Source organism: Kitasatospora sp. NPDC056531 (assembly GCF_042794375.1).
Lineage (GTDB): Bacteria > Actinomycetota > Actinomycetes > Streptomycetales > Streptomycetaceae > Kitasatospora.
The window spans coordinates 79,476-99,259 of sequence record NZ_JBHTTU010000011.1; the positions used below are offsets into that span (position 1 = coordinate 79,476).

Consider the following 19,784-nt stretch of genomic DNA (forward strand, 5'->3'; position numbering starts at 1 on the left):
GGGGGGGGGGGGGGGGGGGGGGGAGCTGTGGGGGGGGTGGGAGGGGGTGGGGGGGACGGGGGTTGTGGGGCAAAAAGAAGACCCCGCCCGCGCACCGGCACCGGCCGCCGGCCACCGCCGCGCCGAGGGCCAGCAGGACCACGCCGGTCACCGTGCTCAGGCCCCGGCGAACCGCGGGGCTTGACACGAGGGCGCGCCCCCGGCCGACCGCCCAGGTGAACAGCAGGTACCAGCAGGCGGTCACCAGCGCCCAGAGCGCACCCATCGCACTTCGTGGTCCTCTACCAGGAGAACCACACCTTCGACGACTACCTCGGCTGAACTGGGCGGCCCCCACCAGCAACGGCGGCGTCGACATCACCAACTACCGGGTCACGCCCAGCACGCCTTCGACCTGTCGGCGTACGCGGGCCAGAGATTCACCCTGAAGTTCACCGGCCACGCGAACGCGTACTACTCGACCTCGTTCGTCCTCGACGACACCGCGGGCAGCGTCAACTGAGCGCGCCGCCCGGGTCGGCCCCTTCCCGCCGCGGGGAGAGGCCGACCCGGGCCCGTGACGCCCCGCCGGCTACGCCCGGTGGGCCGCCGGGCGCTCCGGGGAGGCCTCGGCGAGCGCCCGGGTGACCGCCACGACGCCCTCCCGCAGCCCGTACACCGGGGTGCCGGGCTGCTGGCGCCAGGACTCGTCGATCCCGCCGGCATCCACCGTGTCGAAGCCCAACTCGTCGATCAGCGCCCGCACCACACGCTTGGCCGCCTCGTCGTCGGAGGCGACCGGCAGGGCGAGGCGCTCCGGGTCGCCCGCCGGGCGGGGGCGCTCCAGCAGGTCCTGGGCGTAGGTGCCGTTGAACGCCTTCACCACCCGGTGGCCGATGTGCTGCTCCGTCCAGCGGCTCTCGGTCAGCCCGCCGTCCTCGATCGCGTCGATCCGGCCGTCGCGCTGCTGCGGGTAGTAGTTGCCGGTGTCGATCACCGCCACGCCCTCGGCCGCGCCGTCCAGCAGCCCGGCGGGCAGGTCCGGCACGTTCTTCAGCGGGATGGTCACCACCACGACCTGCGCGCCCTTCGCCGCCTCGGCGGCCGTCACCGCCTTCGCGCCGGTCTCCTCGACCAGCGCCTTGAGCGACTCCGGGCCGCGTGAGTTGGCCACCGAGACCTCGTGCCCGAGCGCGGTCAGCCGCCGGGTGAGGTTGCCGCCGATCATGCCCGCGCCGATGATGCCGATCTTCATGGGAAAGCCCTCGTTCCGGGAGTGCCACAAGCTCGTCGACCTGCCCCAACCAGGCGGTGACCGGATCTGTTCCCCGTCAGGGTGGCCCTTCGGCGTTCATGGTCGTCGTCGCGTCACCACCGGTCCGCGCCACCCGTCACGGCAACCGCCGCGTGGCCCACGTTCGGCACCCGGGTCCTCCGCCGGCCTCAGCGCAACCCGAGACCCCGCCGGACGGCGTACCGGATCCACCCGTCTGGCCGAGTTGTCCAACGGTGTGCGGACTCACGGGCGCCGACGCGGACCTCCTTCACCGTTCTCGCCGTTGACGCCGTCCCCGGGCGCCGGCCACGGCATCCTGGCGGCCCGACCGGCCTCGCGTGGCGTCACCACGATGGGAGGCGTCTCTTGTGCCGGTCACGGCTGGAGCACCAGCAGATCCCGTTCGTACAGCCAGGCGGCGACGGCCAGGGCCTGCTCGGCCGGCAGGGTGCGGCTCCAGGCCCGCAGGACCTCGGCGAGCGTGTGTTCGCCGCGCAGGGCTTCCGCCAGTGGGGCGAGTGCGTGCCCACCGAGGTAGGCCACCGGCCGGGGCAACGCGGGGTGGGCGAGCGCGGGTCGGAGCGCCACCTGGTCGCCCACCACGCAGGGGGTGCTCGTCAGCCGACCGGGCGGTGCCAGTCGGACCCGCCGCTGCATCAGCGCGGCCAGGTTCGTTCGGGGCACGGGCGCGGGTGCGGGTGAGGCGGCCGGCCCGGGGGCGGGGAGCGGCCGGGCGCGTCGGCGCCAGAAGCCGTTGCCCCGGTGCGGGAGGTGTTCCGCGTAGTGGCCGCCGGCCCAGCGTGCGTGCTGTTCGACCGAGGCGAGTTGGCTGTCGCGATAGTAGGTCAGCGCGGCCTTCCGGTCGCCGCCCGGTTCGAGCAGGGTGTGCACGGTGACCGCCCCGGCCATGGCGGTCTGCAGGGCCTTGTCCACCCCGGAGGAGGAGAGCGGGTCGATGGCGAAGGCCGCCTCGCCCAGGCTGATGCGGTCCTCGGCAACGGGGTCGGGATCGTGGTAGCCGGTGGCGTCGCAGACCGCCACCGCGCTCGCGGGCCGCTCGTCCGCGAGTCCGCGCAGCAGCTCGGAGCCGCCCAGCAGGCTTCGCAGGAAGCCGGCGAGGGAGGAACGGCGGACGCCGGACCGGTGCAGCTGTTCCGGGTCGGTGAAGGCCATGGCCCGGTAGGTCCCGTCCGGCAGGGGCGTGCCCCACAGCCAGCCGTGCGGCGCGGCCTCCAGGCAGGTCGGCGGGCCCTGCCGGGTCCCGACGTGCCAGGCCGCGTACAGCGCGACGGTCCGCGGGCCGGTGCGCGTCACGCGCCCGCCGAGGACCCGTGCCCGCCCGGTGGCATCGACCAGGAACCGGGCGCGCAGGCGCCGGGGCCCGTCGGGCGTCGTGACGGGCACCTCCCATCCCCCGGCGCGGCGGTCGGGCCGGTGGGCGCGGGCGGGCTGAAGCACCGTGACGCCGGCGGATCGGGCGGCGTCCAGCAGGAGTTGGTCGAATCGCCCGCGGCAGACCGTGAGTCCGCACGTACCGGCCGGCAGACGAACCCGACGCACCTGCTCGTCCGCCCAGCGCACGCTCGACCAGGTGGGCGTGAGGAAGCCCGCGCCGCGTACGGCGGGCAGCAGCCCGAGGCTGTCCAGCAGTGGCCAGACGGCCGGCGTCAGCGCCTCGCCGATGTGCGGGCGCGGGAACGGATGCCGCTCCACGAGCAGGACCCGGTGGCCCAGTTCGCCCAGCCGCCGGGCGCACAGGGCCCCCGCCGGTCCGGCGCCGAGGACGCAGATCTCGGTGTCGATCCGGGAGACGGGCGCCGCCCCGATGCTCATGCGCCCGCCTCGCTTCGCTCGGCAGGGGCATTCGCCCACGCGCGCCCCTCAATGGTGAGCTCGCTCCGCTCACTCACGCGCCCGCCTCGCTTCGCTCGGCAGGGGCATTCGCCCACGCGCGCCCCTCAATGGTGAGCTCTCCCCCAGCCTTCGGCCGGGGGTACCCCCATCGCTCGCTCACGCCGGTGTCCCGGTGGCCGGCCCGGGGCGGAACCAGTCGGGCCTCCGGGCGAGCAGGCGGTGGTACGCGCCGAGGGCGTAGTGCAGCCAGCCGCGGATGTACTGACAGGCGGGGCGGCCGCGGTCGATCACCTCGTGGTGGCAGCCGCCGCCGCACAGGTAGCGCGCCCAGCACGAGCGGCACGGTTCCTGGCGGTGCACGTGCCGCTCGCTCAGCCAGGCCAGTTGGCGGTCGCGGTCCACGCCCCGGTCGAGGCTGCCCATCGTGCCCCGGGCATCGCCCACGAAGCGGTGGCAGGCGGCGAGCTCGCCCTCCGCCGAGACACCCAGGTACCCGGCGCCGGCGCCGCAGGGGTACGGGCGGTGGGTGCCCCGGTGGAGTTCGCGCAGCGCGTTGACCAGGTTGGCGAACGGGTAGCGGCGGCCGGCGACCACCTGCCGTTCGAACTCCTCGCCACAGGCGACCATCTGATTGAGCATCACCTCCAGATCGGCGGGCGTCAGTTCACCCCTGCCGGTCGGGGAGTTCAGCAGCGGCGAGAAGCCGACGCTGTGGAAGCCGAGTTGGACGAAGGCGTCCAGGGTGTCCCGCAGGTCGAGGTTGTGCGGAGTCACCGTCACCCGGGCGGAGACCTGCATCCGGCGCTGCGCCGCCAGCAGCGGTGCCACATTGGCGATCACCTTCCGGAAGCTGCCCTGTCCGCCCCGGTACGGGCGCAGCGAGTCGTGCACCTGCTGGGTGCCGTCCAGGCTCACCGTCACCGCGAAGCCGTGCCGCTCGAAGAAGTCGGCGTCCGCGGCCGTCACCGTGGTGCCGTTGGTGGTGATCGAGAAGGTCGCCGGCACGTCGCGCTCCGCCGCGAGCTGGGCCGCGTGCTCGGTGGCGGCGTGCACGACGGGCCGGTTGAGCAGTGGCTCGCCGCCGAGGAAGGAGAGGTTCACCCGCTCGCCCGGTGCGGCGGAGCGGAAGAGCAGCTCGACCGCGGCGAGCGCGGTCTCGACCGGCATGCTGGTGGGCGTCTTGCCGAAGCTGCCCTGCTGGGCGTAGCAGTAGGTGCAGCCGAGGTTGCACTTCTGTGCCACCGAGAGCGACAGGGCACGTACCGGCGGCTCGACGGGCGGCCGGTCGTCGATCAACTGCGGCGCGTCCAGCCCTAGTTCGGACATCAGTCGGGAGAGCTCGGGGCCGTCCCCGGCCTGCCGGGCGCGGTCGAGGGCACGGTAGCTGTCCGCGTCGAGGTCGAACAGGCGGCTGCCGTTGACCACCAGGGCGTGCCGGCCGACCTCGGTATGCAGCAGGTGGAGGTCGGGGCTGGCCGGGGTGGACAGCTCGAACAGCTCGCGGGCAGGTCCGCAGGTCGCGGATCCGGTGGGGGAGGGATTCATCGGATGGGCCTCGCCAGAGATGGTCCGGATGGTCGGAGATGGTCCGGATGGTCAGCGGTGGTCCGGGTAGTCCCGGCCACCGACGATGAACCGCAGGTGTTGCTGCCACTCCCGGAAGAGGTTGTCGTACGTCAGGAGGCGGGTGTCCCGGCCGTTGTCGAGCACGTACTCCCTGGGCTCCCGGTGCACCGAGAGCCAGTGGTTGCCGACGCTGACGCCCTGCTCGTCCACGTCCACGTTGACGTAGTCGGGCCGACTGGCCGCCCAGTAGTAGCAGGCGCACTCGCGGTAGTCGTTCTGCCAGGGCGAGCAGAGGCTGCGGGTGAGGTCACCGGGCTGCACCAGCTGCTCGTCGATCACTGCCAGCCGGTCCTGCGCCGCCTCGCTGACGGCGAACAACGGGCGGACGACCAGATCGACCGAGCGCAGCTCGGCCGGGTCCTTCGGGATGCCGACCGGGTTGTCGCTCGGCTGCATGGTGAAGTCGCACGTCACCGGCCGGCCGGCATGGTCGTCCAGGACCTTGGCGAGGGAGTTGGACCATTCCAGCATCGTCACACCCTCGGGGTTGCCGGCCGAGGTGAGACGGTCGTTCGTCCCCCGGGGCAACTGCGGGCCGGTCACGTCGCCGACCACCGGTTCACCGGCCACCCGGAGCAGCCGGCAGCCTTCGAGGATCTGGTGGTCCGGGGCCCGGATCACCAGGTTGTCCGCCTCGTGCAGTTCGATGCCTTCGAGGATCCGGCGCCAGATGTTGCGGAAGTCGAATTCGAGGCCGGGGAAGGCGTTGGAGATGGCCGAGGCCGCCAGGGTGCTGGGCGGATTCCCGGGCGCCCGGTAGTGCAGCTGCGCCGAGAGGTTCGTCGGCTGGATCGAGGTGATCGGCTGGGGCTCTGTCATCCCTGCTCCTCGGGGGTGGCGGCCGAAGTGGCGGCGCTGGCGGGACCGTTGTCGGTGAAGATCGCCCGCTGGGCGACCTTGCGGATGAGGTCGACCTGGCGGCGGGTCAGCGCGAGGGAGCGACCGTCCGCGCCGCGCATCAGGGCCGGCATCTTGCGCCGTCCTTTGTCGGACAGGTCGCCGACGTCGTCGAAGTCGCGCAGCACATCGGCGAACCACGGTGCCGTGCCGCTGCGCAGGCCGGCGAGCACCTGTTGGTGCAGGTTCAGCAGCGCGGTGCGGTCGACCAGTGACGGAGCCATGATCGGCTCGTACAGGCGGCCGGTGTCGTTGGTGTCCTGGGCGACCATGGTGGAGGCGCCACGGACCTGGCCGTTCACCGTGTTGCCGTTCAGGACGGCCGTGTTCATCAGCCGGACGGTGTCGAAGGCGCGCCGGACCACCTCCTCGGCGGCCTCCAGGGAGACCTCGTCGGGGGTGACGGTGGGGCCGAACATGGCCTGCTCCAGCTCGTCCGCGACGGCGCGGACCGGGAAGCTGTCCGGGGCGTAGGCCGGCGGGCCGGCGCCGATCCGGCCGTAGGCGCTCAACAGGGTGCCGTCAATGGTGAGTTCAGCCCTGACCAGGCCGTCGCACTCGTCGTCCAGATAGCCCTTGCTGACCCAGTTGCCCTCCTGGTCGCGAGACCCGGCGTAGATCTCGGAGGGGCTGGTCACCCGGGGACTGTTGCGGTTGTCGCTGTAGCCGAGCCAGGTGCCCCGGTTGGCGTCGTACAGGAAGTCGGTCACGTTCGGGTCGGGCTTCGGCTGCTCCTCCGCGCTGGAGCCGTAGACACGGCCGGCGGCGGGGGTGAAGCGCAGCCGGATCCCGGGGAACTCGGGGGTGGGCCTGAGGTAGCGGACGTGGCCGAGCGGAAGGCGCTTGCCCGCCCGGAAGTGCGGGCAGGTGCCCTCCAACTGGTACACGGCGTGGTCGTTGACGGGGCCGACCTGCGCGTCGATCCGGTCGTTCTCGTCGCCGGTCCGTCGGTGGATCTTGTGGTTGGCCACGTGCACCGTCCAGCGCACACTGTCGGGCCCGAGCCCGTGCCGGGCCAGCAGTTCGAGGGTCAGCGGCTCCAGCACGTCTTCCCGGCCCGGCTCCGAGGTCAGCGCCCAGACCTCCAGGAACGGAGCGACCGGCCGGACGTCGCCGTTCTCGGTGAATCGCAGCTCGGGCGGGGCCTCGTACGACCTGATGGCCCCGCTGTCCGGATCCACCTCGAAGGTCGGGGCCGGGCGCAGTTGTCGGGGCGCCAGCGGGTGGTGCGGGTCCACCAGCGCCTCGTAGTTGTCCATCGGCCGGGCGGCCGCGCCCAGGCGGCCGATCGCCAGGGGCGGGAGAATCCGGAGTTCCTTGATGGCCACGCTCTCTCCTCGTAGGTGGTTGGTCGCTCCCCCTGGGGTCGTTCAGCGCTCGGCCAGGACGCGGTCGACGAAGTCCCGTGCCTGGAGGTCGGTCTCGCGCAGCGCGCGCAGGTACGCTTCGCCCTCGGTCGTCAGCCTCGTCCGCAGCAAGTCGTCGACGGCGAGCAGCGAGGCCTCGGTGAGGTCGCGCTGGAGCAGCCAGCGGTTACGGTCGCCCGCCGGGAGGTCCAGCGTGTACGGCATCTCGAACGGCGGGCCGGCCAGCAGACCGGTGGACCCCTCGCGGTCGAGCGGGAGTTGGAGGAGCATCCCGGCGACGGCCCGGAGGTTGTACATCTCGCCGAAGGTCCGGTGGATCAGCGATCCGCGCGCGGTCAGGGTGGTGCCGTTGTCGAGCGGGCCGATCAGGCGGAAGGCGTGCGCGACGTCGGTCAGCAGCATGCGGTAGCGCAGGTTGAACAGGTGGCCCCAGCGGGCGGCCTCGGGGTGGGTGATGGGGGTGACCTCGGGGCGCGACTGGTCCGGTGCGAGGGCCAGCGCATGCGTCAGGGCCAGGGTCTCCTCGTTGAGCCGGTGGTCGGTGCGCGGGTTCTCGGCGACCTGCCGTGCGGTGGCGTCCTGGTCGGAAGGGTCGAGCCGCTCCAGTTCGCGGAAGATCGTCAGGAAGCGGAAGAAGTGGGAGAGTTCCCCCGGGCCCGTGCCGGCTGCGCTGCCGGTCGCCGGGACCGGGGCCTGGAGCGGTGGGAGCGCCTCGCCCTGGTCGCCGATGAGCTTCAGCGCGTTCAGGGCGGTGTCACGCGAGGAGACGCCGATGATCAGCAGGTCGGGGGACTGGGTCTCGGGCACGTTGCCGGAGTCCCGACCGCGTTCACCGAGGGTGTAGCCGCGGCCCCACTCGTTCCAGGACGCCTGATAGGGAAGGGTTTCGGCCTGGAAGGCGGCGTCCGGGATCCGGTCGTGGTCTCCCAGGATGTCGGTCAGCCGATCGTAGAGGGCGCCCACGCGGTTCACCGGCACGCCCTGCTTTCCGGCGGCCAGCTGCCGGATCCGCTCGGCCTCCTCGCCGGTCCAGTCGGGCGGGCTCTCGGCGCAGATGTACTGGGCGAGAGTCTCCGCGGTGAGCCGCCGGAGCGTGAACGGGAACGGGTAGAAGTCCGTGCCCCACGGATAGTCCTCCCGGCTGAGGTGGACCGGGCCGCCGAGCGCGAGCAGGAGGTTCTGTACGGTGAGCAGGTGGCCCATCTCCTCCTTGGCGATGCCGAGGACGATCTCCTGCCAGCGCCGCACGTCCGCGCGCAGGTGCTCGGGGACCTGTGGTCCGCCCAGCGAGTACGCGGCGAAGAGGTACTGCACCATCAGCGAGTGCTCGATCTCCGCGGCCACATGCAGCAGTAGCACGGTGTAGTCGCGCCAGTTGAACTCCGGCGGCAGGACCGGCCGGCCTTCCGGCGCGGCCTTCGCACCGAAGGCCAGCTCGGGAAAGGCGGACTCCAGGTGCCTGGTGATCCTCGTTCGCATGGGTTCCGTCCCAGGACTCGACGCATCGGGGCGAGTCACCCACAGTCAGGGCGCAGCACCCACAGTCACCGTCAGTGACATGCGACAGAAGCTTCCCCTGCCGGGAAGCGGTAGTCCAGGCCATGACACCCGTACGGTCCAGGGCGCACACGCGCAGGGACGAGTCGTTCTCGTGCGCCGGGGCGCGCGGGTTCTCCCGCGCTGCCGGGGGCGCGGCCGATGTCTCGCCCGGGTCCGGGCTCGGCGAGCGTGTTCGGGCCGGAGCTGGTCTGCTGGTTCCGAGGGGTGGTCGTGCCGGTGCAGCGGGAGGAATCCGGATGAGTACCTATCGAGTGGCACAGGTGGCCGACGTCGGCGGGTCGTTCGAGGTCGTCGAGCGTGACGTGCCGCGGCCGGGCCCCGGTCATGTACGGGTCGCCGTGGAGGCCTGCGGGATCTGCCACAGCGACGCCATGTTCGTGAACGCCGCCCTGCCGGGCGTCCGGTTTCCGCTGGTCCCCGGGCACGAGATCGCCGGGCGCATCGACGAGCTCGGCGAGGGGACGCAGAGCACCGGTTGGCAGGTGGGCGACCGGGTGGCGGTGGGCTGGTTCGGCGGCAGCTGCGGGCACTGCGCCCCCTGTCGGCAGGGCGACTTCGTCCTGTGCCTGAACCTGAAGGTCCCCGGCTGGGCGTACGACGGTGGTTACGCCGAGGCGGCGGTGGTGCCGGTCGACGCCCTGGCCCGGATCCCCGACGCGCTGGCCGCCGCCGACGCCGCGCCGATGGCCTGCGCCGGGGTGACCACGTACAACGGGCTGCGGACGAGCTCCGCACGGCCGGGCGACCTCGTCGCCGTACTCGGCATCGGCGGCCTCGGCCACCTGGGTGTGCAGTACGCGGCTGCCATGGGTTTCGAGACCGTGGCCATCGCCCGCGGCGCCGACAAGGCCGACTTCGCCAAGCAGCTCGGCGCGCACCACTACATCGACAGCACGGCCGGCACGCCCGTCGCGGACGCGCTGCAGTCCCTCGGTGGCGCCAGGGTGGTCCTGGCCACCGCCGCGAACTCCGCCGCCATCTCGGCGACCGTGGACGGGTTGTCCCACCGGGGTGAACTGGTGGTCATCGGCGCGGACACCGAGCCGCTTCGGATCGCCCCGGTCCAGCTGCTCATGCGCGCCCGGACCGTTCGCGGCCACCCGTCCGGCACCGCGCAGGACATCGAGGACACCATGGCGTTCAGCGCCCTGCAGGGAATCCGACCGATGATCGAGACCGCGCCGCTCGGGCGGGCCGACGAGGCGTACCGCAGGATGCTCTCCGGTACCGCCCGCTTCCGCATGGTGCTCACCACCGGGACGGGATGACGGGAGATCGACCTGCCGCAGCTTCTCACTCTCGCGGAGGGGGCGGGTGCTCACAGTGCTCGGCGTGCTCGGCGGCGTGGGCGGCGGTGGGTTCGGCACGCCGGATGGCGATGACGGCGGCGTCGTCGTTGAGTTGGTGGCCGACGTGGGCGAGCAGGTCGCGGCGGATGTGGTTGACGAGTGCCTCGGGGGAGCATCTGGTCCAGTGGGCGGCGCGATCGGCGAGCGGGTAGAACTCGCCGGTGCTGTCGCGTGCCTCGGTGACCCCGTCGGTGTACAGCAGCAGCGTGTCGCCCCTTTCGAACGGGAAGTCGTCGCTCGGGTACCTGCCGTCGCCCAGGTCGTTCACGCCGAGGGGTGGAGCGGCCGGCACGGAGTCGACGGGCAGCGCGCGGCCGTCGCGCAGCAGGAGGGGCGGCGGGTGTCCGCAGTTGGTCATGCGGGCGACGGGCTCGTCGTCGGGCAGGTCGAGGAGGATCGCGGTGATGAAGTGCTCGACGATCTCGCCGCTCTCCTGGGCGAAGTCAGTGAGGTAGCGCCCCACGTTGTGGTCGAGCGTGGACGCCAGGTCCGCCAGGGTGTCGTGCTGCGCGGCGATGAGGCGGAAGGCGCTGACCAGCAGGGCCGACTCGCCGACGGCCGCCAGGCCCTTGCCCCGGACGTCTCCGATGACCATGCGGGTTCCGCCCGAGGTGCGGGTGGCGGTGTAGAGGTCGCCGCCGATCTGCGTCTCCTTTTCGGCCGCGAGGTACATCGTGGCGATCTGAAGCGGCCCGATCTGCTCGGGCAGCGGGCGCAGCAGGGCGCGCTGGGCGGCTTCGGCGACTGACTGGGCGCGGGCGAGCTGTCTGGCCCGGTGTTCGCGGATGGCGGTGAACATGACGATCAGGATGCACAGGACGGTCAGCGCGATGATCTGCGCGATGTGGTTGTTGGTGGCGATGCCGCCGTGGAGGTAGGCGATGAGGACCTGGGCGGCGATGGCCAGGGCTCCGACGACGGCGGTCGGGCGGAGGCCGGCGAACGAGGGGGTGAGGGCGGGAGCGATCACCAGGAGCGGGCCGAGGTGGACGCTGGTGGGGGACCGGAGATCGACCACGGTGATCGCCGCGATGAGAGCGAGCGGGATCAGCAGCAGCAGCCAGCTCCGTTGTCCGCGCTGCTGGTGGCGGGCCGCGCGTGCTCGCACTTCCATGTCCCCACTGTGCTCCTGGGCGTCGGCGAGCGCAGGTGTGTTTGGGCAATGCGTGGTAACTGACGTACCGACCGTAGCCGCTCCGGTGTCGCCGTCCGCGCGGAACGGATCTCAACCTGGATGAGGCCTTGCGGGGCGCGGATATTTCACCGGTATGCGATACCTGCCGCATTTTCACTTGGCTGGACTCATGGTGTCACACCTCGGACATGTCCGAAATGACAGTGCATAACGGCTGTCGTTACGTTCATCGCGGGTCGGTCACCCGGCCGACGTCCGTGAGACAGAGAGATAGTGACATGCGCATGCGCATCTTGGCCGTGGCCGCTGCCGGAATAGGCGCGGCGGCCCTCGCAACCACCGGTATCACCTACGCCCTCGCCGGATCCACCTCGGCGTCCCCGCCCGTCCAGCAGCCGGCCCGGCCCGTCGAACAAGTCGCCCCGGCGCCCCTGTCCGTTCAGCCGGCGGCCCAGCCCGTCGAGCAGGCCGCCCCGGCCGCGGCCGTCGCGGGCGGCGGCGGCGAGAGCCGCGGCGGCGAGGACGGGGAGAAGCGCGAGGGCCGCGACCACCATGAGCGCGGACGCGGCCACGGCCATGAGGAAGCGGGAAGGATCTACTTCAACGAACGGACGTACTCCGCCGACTCCGAGGGATGCATCACCGCTGCCAGCGGACTGGGCTCCACCAGCTTCAGCGTTTTCAACGACAGCCGGAAGATCGTCGAGGTCTACCGCGGCTTTTCCTGTGACGGCGGCTCTCCGGTCACCACCGTGGGTCCCTACGGTGCCACCAATGGCGTCGTGACCCGTACCGCCCACGGGAGCATGTTCGGTGGCGACGGCGCCGTGGGCAGCTTCCGGGTGATCGGCGACTACGACGAGTGGTGACGGCGCCGCCCGGAGCGAGCCGCGAGCGCTCAGAAGACCGCGAGCGGATTGACCGGGGAGCCGGTGCCGCGGGGGATGTTCAGGGGCGCGGCGACGAGGAGGAACTCCCAACGTGAGGTGCGCGCGCACGCCTCGGCCAGCGGCTCCAGGTCCAGGTTGTCGATCAGCGACAGGCCCAGGGCGGTGATGGCCAGCACGTGGACCGGCGAGTGGACGCCGTCGACGGGGCTCGGGCGCACGTCGCTGTCGCCGTCGCTGCCCAGTGCCGAGGTCTGTGACTCGCTCAGCACGCGCATCGCGCCGGGATGCAGTCCCGCGCTGAGGTCGTCCGGGTCCCACGCGCCCAGTCGCCGCCGTCGGGCGAGGTGGCCGGTGCGGACCAGGAGGATGTCCTGCGGGCGGAGCGGGCTGCCCTGTTCCTCGGCACAGACCAGCAGCTCCTGGCCGCCGATCGCCTCTCCCGGCTCCAGCCAGGCCGTGCCGCGCAGGCGTGGCACGTCCAGCAGGACTCCTCGCCCCACCAGTCCGGGCAGCAGGTCGGTCACCGCGCCGTAGGCGGCACCCTGCGAGGAGAACACCTCTCGCGCCCGGACTCCCGCGAAGAGCAGTCCGCCGTACGCGATGTGGCAGAGCGCGTCCAGGTGCGTCTGCGCCTTGCCGTGGTAGTCGGAGGCGATGAAGTCCCGGTGCACGGTCGGCTCAGGGGCCGTGACGTCCGCCAGTTCGGTCATCTGGTGCAGTGCCGGCCTGCGGTTGTCGGGCCCCGGCACGCTGTCCCACGGCCGCCCCATGGCGACCACCTCACCCGTGCGTACGAGTCCGGCGGCTGCCACCCGTCGCCTCGCTTCGACCGGCCCGGGGAGATGGCCGCGGCGCAGCTGCCGGAAAAGCGCGTCGAACTCGGCGCGGGTCATCGCCGGCCCGTTGGCACTGGTCATGGCACTCCTCAACCCGGCCCCCGCTCTGCCGATGATGCGGTGATGGTCGCGATACCGCCACCGTGCTCGGGGAGCGTGCGCGATCCGGTAACAAAGACCTCAGAACGGGCAAAGTCCTAATATTGCATCGAAAGGGTGCAGCTCCACGGAAATGTGAGCGCTGTGGCGGCCATGACACTTTCGGATGAGGCGGGGATCGGCCCCGTACGGGCCCGTGAGCGGTTCATGCTCGGCGAACCGGTCGAGGGTGGCGTGCGGAGTCTGATCCTGAACTCCTGGCAACGCTGCCAGTCGATGGGGATCTCCCCGGACGGCTCCGAACTCCCGTACCGGCCGGACATCGACCTGGACGGCCGACTGGTCCGCGCGGCCAGGCCCGTGCTGGACCGGCTGGCATCCAGGTTCGCCGGCAGCCGGATGAACGTGGCCCTGACCGACGGGGACGGGGCGGTGCTGCAGCGCCGTTTCGGCGATGCGGCCATGGTCAGGCAGCTGCCCGCGGTCCAGAGCGTGCCGGGCTTCGTGTTCGCCGAGCAGTACGGCGGGACCAACGGCATCGGGCTGGCGCTCACGGAACGGCGACTCATCCAGGTCTCCGGAGCCGAGCACTTCGCCGAGCGCGGCCAGTCGAACGCCTGTACCGCGATTCCCGTCCGTGACCCCCTCAGCGGGCGGATCGAGGGCGTCCTCTGCTTCGCCTATCCGCCCGCCTACGCGGACCCGCAGATGGCGGACCTGATCCGCAAGGCCGCCACCGCCATCGAGCGGCGCCTGCTGGCGCAGAGCTCGGCGCGAGAGCGCACCCTGCTGCGCGCGTACCTCGATTCCAGGCGCCGCGCCCGGACCGACCAGGCGGCCGGGGACGGGCGCCGCGTCGGTCTGGACGAGCTGCCCCGAAGCGGGCTGGACCGGCACGACCAGACACTGCTCGAACAGCTGGCCACCGAGCTGATCTCCTCGGCCCGCCGCACCGCGGTCGAGGTGACCCTTTCCCAGGGTCGCCGGGTCACCCTGCTGAGCCGCCCGGTGGCCAGCGCGTCCGGGGTGGAGGGCTTCGTCATCGAGGCGATCCTGCACGGCGACTCGCCGCCCCGGCCCGCCGCCCCCGACCAGGCCGGGCGGCCGGGCGGTCTCCCGGTGCCCGCCATGACCGCCGCCGTCCCACCGATGCGGCACCGCGTGGGTGCCGCATCGGATCGCGGGGCCGAGGCGCCGTCCGCCCCCGCGCCCGACGAGGCCACCAGGCTGCTGCTGCTGGGCGAGCCGGGCGTGGGACAGTACGCCGTCGCGGCCCGCCGCCGCCTGGAGCTGCTGTCCGAGGCCAGCACCCGCATCGGCACCACCCTGAACGTGACCCGCACCGCATGGGAACTCGCCGAGATGGCCGTCCCGCGGCTGGCCGACTACGTCACCATCGACCTGCCCGAGGCCGTCCTGCGCGGCGAGGAGCCCACCGACCCGAGCAGCGAGCTGCACCGCACGGTGGTCCACGGCATCCGCACCGACTGCCCCTTCTACCCGGTCGGTGAACGGGTCGACCTCAACCCCACCACGCCCCACCGCCGCTGCCTGGCCAGCGGGCAGGCGGTGCTGGAACCCGATCTGCGCAGGGCCGCCGGCTGGATCTCACAGAACCCCGAGGGGGCCGAGCGCCTCTTCGCGTACGACGTCCACTCCCTCATCACCGTCCCGCTGCTGGCCCGCGGCGTCGTGCTGGGCATCGCCGGCTTCTACCGCGCCCGGAACCCCGCCCCCTACGGGGACGACGACCGCTCGCTGGCCCAGGAGCTGGCCACCCGCGCCGCCATCTGCATCGACAACGCCCGCCGCTACACCCGCGAACACGCCATGGTCCTGGCCCTGCAGCACAGCCTGCTCCCGCGCAGCCTGCCCGAGCAGAGCGCCATCGAGGTCGCCCACCGCTATCTGCCCGCCGAGTCCGGGGTGCGCGGGGACTGGTTCGACGTCATCCCCCTCTCCGGTGCCCGGGTCGCCCTGGTCGTCGGCGATGTCGTCGGCCGCGGACTGCACGCCGCCGCCACCATGGGCCGCCTGCGCACCGCCGTGCACAACTTCGCCGAACTGGACCTCGCCCCCGACGAGCTCCTCACCCACCTGGACAACCTCGTGGGGCGCCTGGACCGGGACGAGGACGGCGTGGAGCCCGTCACCGGCAATGACGGCATCATCGGCGCCTCCTGCCTGTACGCCGTCTACGACCCGACCTCGCAGCGCTGCACGCTGGCCCGCGCCGGTCACCCGCCACCCGCGGTGGTCCACCCGGACGGCACGGTCACCGTCCCCGACCTCCCCGCCGGACCCCCGCTCGGCCTGGGCGGCCTGCCGTTCGAGACCGCCGAGCTGCACCTCCCCGAAGGCAGCCAGCTGGTCCTCTACTCCGACGGACTCCTCGAAGACCACTACCGCGACCCCGACGCGGCCCTCGACCGCCTGCGCACCGCCCTGGCCCACCCGAACCGCTCACCCGAGGACGTCTGCCGCACGGTCGTGGAGGCCGCGGTACCCGAGCACCCGGCCGACGACGTCACGCTGCTCGTCGCCCGCACCCACGCCCTCGACCCCGGCCGGATCGCCACCTGGGACCTGCCCGCCGACCCGGCCCGGGTCGGCGACATCCGCGCCGCCGCCGCCCGCCGCCTGAGCGACTGGGGGCTGGAGGAGGTCGCCTTCGTCACCGAACTGCTGCTCAGCGAGCTGGTCACGAACGCCATCCGCTACGGCATCGAGCCCATCCAGGTCCGTCTGATCCACGACCGCGCCCTGATCTGCGAGGTCTCAGACGGCAGCAGCACCGCCCCCCACCTGCGCCACGCGGCCACCACCGACGAGGGCGGCCGCGGCCTGTTCCTCGTCGCCCAGCTCACCCAGGCCTGGGGCACCCGCTACACGGCCAGGGGCAAGGTCATCTGGGCCGAATGCGCCCTGGAGGCGGCCGACGGCGTCCCCGACCTCTTCGAGAGCAGCTTCTTCGAGAACCAGTTCGCCGACATTCCTGAAATCGGATGACCCGCCCTCCGGACATCACCCGCCCTCCGGACGTCAACGGCCGCCGTGGCGTGTCAACACCACGGCGGCCGAGCTGAGCTGGTAGGAACGGTGGTCCATGCACGAGACCCCCGGCCCCCTGGCGGGCCCACCCGCGAGCCGCGGCCCACTCGTCCGCATCCGCGGTCTCGGCAAGCGGTTCGGCGGCACTCCCGCGCTGGTCGGGATCGACCTCGACATCCATCGCGGCAGCGTCCTGGCCCTGCTCGGTCCGAACGGCGCCGGCAAGTCCACCCTCATCCAGACACTCGCCGGGATCCACCACGCGGACCAGGGCGAGGTGACGGTGGCCGGGCACCCGCTCGGCACCGAGGCCGCCGCCCGTCGTATGGCCTTCATCCACCAGGATCTCGGTCTCGTCGACTGGATGACGGTCGCCGAGAACATCGCCCTGGTCGCCGGCTACCCGCGCCGCCACGGGCTGGTCTCCTGGCGGCGGACCCGGGAGCGCTGCGCCGACGCCCTCGCCCTGATCGCCGGGCACCTCGACGCCGACGCGCGGATCGCCGACCTCGCCCCCGCCGAGCGCTCGCTGGTCGCCATCGCCCGCGCGCTGGCGACCCGGGCGGAGCTCATCGTCCTGGACGAGCCGACCGCCAGCCTCCCCGCCGCGGACTGCGCCCGGCTCTTCGCCGTCCTGCGCACCCTGCGCGACCGAGGGCACGGCATCGTCTACGTCACCCACCGGCTCGACGAGGTCTACCAGGTCGCCGACGCCTTCGCTGTCCTGCGCGACGGTCGTCTGATCAGCTCCGGCCCGCTCGCCGGCCACAGCCGTCGGCGCCTGGTCCACGACATCGTGGGCCGCGAGCCGGCCGGCCGCCGGGCCGCCCCGGTCGCCCCCGTCGAGGGCCCGGTGGTGCTGAGCCTCGACGCGGTGCGGACCACGAACGCCGGGCCGGTCAGCCTGAATCTGCATGCCGGCGAGATCCTCGGCATGGTGGGCCTCACCGGCGCCGGCCACCTCGACCTGGGCCGCGCCCTCGCCGGATCCCGTCCGATCCTCGGCGGGCGGGCGCTGCTCGACGGCCGACCGTACACCCCGCGCACGGTGGCCGGTGCCGTCGGCTCCGGTGTCGGCCTGGTTACCGGCAACCGTCAGGAGGAGGGCTGCGCCGCCCAACTGACGGTCCGTGAGAACCTCCTGGCGAACCCCCGGTCGGCCGGCCGGTCGGCGCTGCACTGGATCAGCCCCCGGCGCGAGCGGGCCCAGGCCGCCGCCCTGATCGAGCGGTTCTCGGTGCGCCCCCGCGACAGCGAGGCGCCGATCGCCACGCTGTCCGGCGGGAACCAGCAGAAGATCATGGTCGGCCGGTGGCTCCAGGTGCACCGGCGGCTGTTGATCCTCGAGGAGCCGACCGCCAGCGTCGACGTCGGCGCCAAGGCCGAGCTCTACCGCCTGCTCGACCAGGCGCTGGCCGACGGCCTCGCGGTCCTGCTCATCTCCACCGACTTCGAGGAGGTAGCCACCGTGTGCCACCGCGCCCTGGTGTTCGTCCGCGGGACCGTGACCGCCGAGCTGACCGGTGCGGCCCTCACCGTCACCGAACTCACCTCCGCCGCCTCGGCCCTGCCTCCCGTCACCGGCGGTGACGGCGACAGGCGTGCGACAGGCCGATGACCGAGCCCACCTTCCGCCGGTCCCCGCAGGGCCGCCGGCGCGGACACCTGATCGGCAGCTACGGCCTGCCGGCCCTCGCCGTTCTGCTGTTCCTGATCTTCTCCGTCGCGCGGCCGAACACCTTCCCCACCCTCGACAACGTCTCCTCGATCCTGTCCAACCAGTCGATCCCCGCCATCCTGGCGCTCGGTGCGACGATCCCCATCGCCACCGGCAAGTTCGACCTGTCCATCGGCTACGGCCTCGGTCTCGCGCACGTCGTGGTGCTGCGGCTCATCGTCGACGGCGGCTGGCCCTGGCCGCTCGCCTGCCTGGCCGTGATCCTGGGCGGAGCGGCCTTCGGGGCCCTCAACGGTGTCATCGTCGAGTTCGGGCGGATCGACTCCTTCATCGCCACGCTCGGCACCGGCAGCATCCTGTACGCCTTCACCGGCTGGATCACCGGCGGCGCCCGGGTCCTCCCCGGTGCCGGCGGTCTGCCGGTCGCCTTCACCGACCTCTACGACTCCACGTTCCTCGCACTGCCGGTGTCCGCCTCCTACGTGGTCGCGCTCGCGGCCGTCCTGTGGCTGCTCCAGGAGCGGCTGCCGCTCGGCCGGTACCTGTACGTCATCGGCTCCAACCCGCGCGCCGCCGAACTCGTCGGAATCCCCACCCGCCGCTACAGCGTCTACGCCTTCGCCGGATCGGGCCTGGTCGTCGGTTTCGCGGGGGTCCTGCTCGCCGCGCAGCAGCAGATCGGCAACCCGAGCGTCGGCCTGGAGTACCTGTTGCCCGCGTTCGTCGGCGCGCTGCTCGGCTCCACCGCGATCAAACCCGGACGTGCCAACGCCCTGGGCACCGTGGTCGCCGTCGCCGTCCTCGCCATCGGTCTGGCCGGTATCGGGCAGCTCGGCGCCGACTTCTGGGCCGTGCCGCTGTTCAACGGCGCGACGCTGCTCCTCGCCGTCGGCCTGGCCGGCTACTCCGCACGCCGCCGGCTGCGGGCCGGTGCCGCCGAGAACCGCGGCCGGCCCACGCCGCCGACGGACGTGGCTTCCCCCCGGGACACGCCGTGAAGCGCGACGCCGTGACCGTGCTGGCAGCAGTCGTGCTGGCAACGGCGGGCACCGTCCTGGACGGCTGCCAGCGCGGGCCGTCGACCGGGACCGGGGCCCCCGTCACAGGGCCGTCGAGGGCGGGATGCCCGGCGGACACCCTCGCCAGGGCGAAGGGGGACGTCCAGCAGGCCGAGCAGGTCGACGTCCCGTGGAACGGCCCCACCAGCGGCCCCAGGGCGGTTCCCGACCGGACCATCGTCTACGTCGCCCAGACCATGACCAACCCCGGCGTCGCGGGTGTCGCCAGGGGCGTCATCGAAGCCGCGACGGTCATCGGCTGGAGCGTCCGGGTGATCGACGGGCAGGGCACGCCCGCCGGCATCCAGGCGGCGCTCGGCCAGGCGGTCAACCTCGAGGCCTCGGGCATCGTCATCGGCGGCTTCGACCCGGGTCTGACCGCGCAGCAGGTCGCGCAGGCCGACGCGGCACACATCCCGCTCATCGGCTGGCACGCGGTCGCGGCCCCCGGGCCGAGCACGAACCCCCCGCTGTTCAGCAACATCACCACCAGCGTCGGGGACGTCGCACGGCTCAGCGCGGACTGGGTCATCGCGGAGTCCGGCGGCAACGCCGGAGTCGTCGTCTTCACGGACGACTCCGTCCCGTTCGCCGAGAACAAGTCCCGACTGATCAAGGACGGACTCGCCACCTGCTCCGGCGTGCGGCTGCTGGCCTCCGAGAACATCCCCATCCCGGACGCGAGCAGCCGCACCCCCCAGGCGGTCTCCGCCCTCCTGGCCCGCTTCCAGGGCCAGTGGACGCACTCCGTCGCCATCAACGACCTGTACTTCGCCGACGCCGCGCCCGCCCTGCGCGCGGCCGGCAGGCCCGGCGACGCCGCCCCGTACAACATCGCCGCGGGCGACGGCGACCCCTCGGCCTTCCAGCGCATCGACAGCAGGCAGTTCCAGGCCGCCACCGTCCCCGAGCCCCTCACCGAGCAGGGCTGGCAGATCGTCGACGAGTTCAACCGCGCCTTCTCCCACCAGCCTGCCAGCGGCTACGTCGCCCCGGTCCACATCACCACGGCCGCCAACAGCGGCGGAGCGACCTCCTGGGACCCGGCGGGCTACCGCCAGGCGTACCGGATGATCTGGGGCAGGTAGCGAGGGCGGCGCCGACGCAGCGCATGTGATCAGTTCGCGTC

At 72.6% G+C, this 19,784-nt stretch carries 14 protein-coding genes; 6 read left to right on the plus strand and 8 right to left on the minus strand.

Going from position 1 to position 19,784, the window contains the following annotated elements; translation table 11 throughout:
* Window positions 1-571: 571 nt before the first annotated feature.
* The 6 genes from ACFQ87_RS13570 to ACFQ87_RS13595 all read right to left on the minus strand — a co-directional run bounded on the left by ACFQ87_RS13570 (window position 572) and on the right by ACFQ87_RS13595 (window position 8,478).
* A complete protein-coding gene (locus ACFQ87_RS13570; protein WP_380610872.1) occupies window positions 572-1,234 on the minus strand; it encodes an NADPH-dependent F420 reductase in 663 nt (220 codons plus the stop codon).
* Window positions 1,235-1,630: 396 nt separating this feature from the next.
* Window positions 1,631-3,088 (minus strand): NAD(P)/FAD-dependent oxidoreductase, encoded by a 1,458-nt coding sequence (locus ACFQ87_RS13575; RefSeq protein ID WP_380610873.1) that lies wholly within the window; start codon window positions 3,086-3,088, stop codon window positions 1,631-1,633.
* A 177-nt stretch (window positions 3,089-3,265) separates the two neighbouring features.
* Window positions 3,266-4,654, minus strand: a complete 1,389-nt coding sequence (locus ACFQ87_RS13580) for a radical SAM protein (RefSeq protein ID WP_380610874.1) — start codon at window positions 4,652-4,654, stop codon at window positions 3,266-3,268.
* Between the two features lie 51 nt (window positions 4,655-4,705).
* Entirely contained in the window at window positions 4,706-5,554 is an 849-nt protein-coding gene (locus ACFQ87_RS13585) for a LodA/GoxA family CTQ-dependent oxidase (RefSeq protein WP_380610875.1), read from the minus strand.
* A complete protein-coding gene (locus ACFQ87_RS13590) occupies window positions 5,551-6,960 on the minus strand; it encodes a hypothetical protein (RefSeq protein ID WP_380610876.1) in 1,410 nt (469 codons plus the stop codon). Before ACFQ87_RS13590 ends, ACFQ87_RS13585 begins: the two co-directional genes overlap by 4 nt.
* Before the next feature lie 42 nt (window positions 6,961-7,002).
* A complete protein-coding gene (locus ACFQ87_RS13595) occupies window positions 7,003-8,478 on the minus strand; it encodes a ferritin-like domain-containing protein (RefSeq protein WP_380610877.1) in 1,476 nt (491 codons plus the stop codon).
* A gap of 317 nt (window positions 8,479-8,795) precedes the next feature.
* Here ACFQ87_RS13595 and ACFQ87_RS13600 point away from each other — a divergent pair, with 317 nt between their 5' ends.
* Window positions 8,796-9,827, plus strand: a complete 1,032-nt coding sequence (locus tag ACFQ87_RS13600; protein ID WP_380610878.1) for an alcohol dehydrogenase — start codon at window positions 8,796-8,798, stop codon at window positions 9,825-9,827.
* A 25-nt stretch (window positions 9,828-9,852) separates the two neighbouring features.
* On the opposite strand, the gene ACFQ87_RS13605 is transcribed toward ACFQ87_RS13600, so the two are convergent.
* A complete protein-coding gene (locus ACFQ87_RS13605; RefSeq protein ID WP_380610879.1) occupies window positions 9,853-11,022 on the minus strand; it encodes a PP2C family protein-serine/threonine phosphatase in 1,170 nt (389 codons plus the stop codon).
* Between the two features lie 305 nt (window positions 11,023-11,327).
* Between ACFQ87_RS13605 and ACFQ87_RS13610 the strand changes: the two genes are divergently transcribed.
* Window positions 11,328-11,912, plus strand: a complete 585-nt coding sequence (locus tag ACFQ87_RS13610; protein WP_380610881.1) for a hypothetical protein — start codon at window positions 11,328-11,330, stop codon at window positions 11,910-11,912.
* Window positions 11,913-11,941: 29 nt separating this feature from the next.
* On the opposite strand, the gene ACFQ87_RS13615 is transcribed toward ACFQ87_RS13610, so the two are convergent.
* Window positions 11,942-12,850: a cyclase family protein gene (locus ACFQ87_RS13615; protein WP_380610882.1), complete on the minus strand. Its 909-nt coding sequence runs from the start codon at window positions 12,848-12,850 to the stop codon at window positions 11,942-11,944.
* Window positions 12,851-13,021: 171 nt separating this feature from the next.
* Here ACFQ87_RS13615 and ACFQ87_RS13620 point away from each other — a divergent pair, with 171 nt between their 5' ends.
* From ACFQ87_RS13620 to ACFQ87_RS13635, 4 genes are all read left to right on the plus strand, one after another.
* Window positions 13,022-15,877, plus strand: coding sequence for a SpoIIE family protein phosphatase (locus ACFQ87_RS13620; RefSeq protein ID WP_380610883.1), 2,856 nt, complete (start codon window positions 13,022-13,024; stop codon window positions 15,875-15,877).
* 97 nt (window positions 15,878-15,974) lie between these two features.
* A complete protein-coding gene (locus tag ACFQ87_RS13625; RefSeq protein ID WP_380610884.1) occupies window positions 15,975-17,537 on the plus strand; it encodes a sugar ABC transporter ATP-binding protein in 1,563 nt (520 codons plus the stop codon).
* On the plus strand, window positions 17,534-18,595 hold the full coding sequence (locus tag ACFQ87_RS13630; RefSeq protein WP_380610885.1) for an ABC transporter permease: 1,062 nt from the start codon (window positions 17,534-17,536) through the stop codon (window positions 18,593-18,595). Before ACFQ87_RS13625 ends, ACFQ87_RS13630 begins: the two co-directional genes overlap by 4 nt.
* Window positions 18,592-19,743 carry a substrate-binding domain-containing protein gene (locus ACFQ87_RS13635; protein ID WP_380610886.1) on the plus strand — a complete coding sequence of 384 codons (1,152 nt, stop codon included), beginning with the start codon at window positions 18,592-18,594 and terminating at the stop codon, window positions 19,741-19,743. The genes ACFQ87_RS13630 and ACFQ87_RS13635 overlap by 4 nt, the downstream gene beginning before the upstream one ends.
* The last annotated feature ends 41 nt before the right edge of the window (window positions 19,744-19,784 follow it).

Excerpts from the sequence above, each read along its gene's own strand:
- ACFQ87_RS13570 (WP_380610872.1), bottom strand. The coding sequence starts at position 1,234 with ATGAAGATCGGCATCATCGGCGCGGGCATGATCGGCGGCAACCTCACC.
- ACFQ87_RS13575 (WP_380610873.1), bottom strand. The coding sequence starts at position 3,088 with ATGAGCATCGGGGCGGCGCCCGTCTCCCGGATCGACACCGAGATCTGC.
- ACFQ87_RS13580 (WP_380610874.1), bottom strand. The coding sequence starts at position 4,654 with ATGAATCCCTCCCCCACCGGATCCGCGACCTGCGGACCTGCCCGCGAG.
- ACFQ87_RS13585 (WP_380610875.1), bottom strand. The coding sequence starts at position 5,554 with ATGACAGAGCCCCAGCCGATCACCTCGATCCAGCCGACGAACCTCTCG.
- ACFQ87_RS13595 (WP_380610877.1), bottom strand. The coding sequence starts at position 8,478 with ATGCGAACGAGGATCACCAGGCACCTGGAGTCCGCCTTTCCCGAGCTG.
- ACFQ87_RS13600 (WP_380610878.1), top strand. The coding sequence starts at position 8,796 with ATGAGTACCTATCGAGTGGCACAGGTGGCCGACGTCGGCGGGTCGTTC.
- ACFQ87_RS13605 (WP_380610879.1), bottom strand. The coding sequence starts at position 11,022 with ATGGAAGTGCGAGCACGCGCGGCCCGCCACCAGCAGCGCGGACAACGG.
- ACFQ87_RS13610 (WP_380610881.1), top strand. The coding sequence starts at position 11,328 with ATGCGCATCTTGGCCGTGGCCGCTGCCGGAATAGGCGCGGCGGCCCTC.
- ACFQ87_RS13615 (WP_380610882.1), bottom strand. The coding sequence starts at position 12,850 with ATGACCAGTGCCAACGGGCCGGCGATGACCCGCGCCGAGTTCGACGCG.
- ACFQ87_RS13620 (WP_380610883.1), top strand. The coding sequence starts at position 13,022 with ATGACACTTTCGGATGAGGCGGGGATCGGCCCCGTACGGGCCCGTGAG.
- ACFQ87_RS13625 (WP_380610884.1), top strand. The coding sequence starts at position 15,975 with ATGCACGAGACCCCCGGCCCCCTGGCGGGCCCACCCGCGAGCCGCGGC.
- ACFQ87_RS13630 (WP_380610885.1), top strand. The coding sequence starts at position 17,534 with ATGACCGAGCCCACCTTCCGCCGGTCCCCGCAGGGCCGCCGGCGCGGA.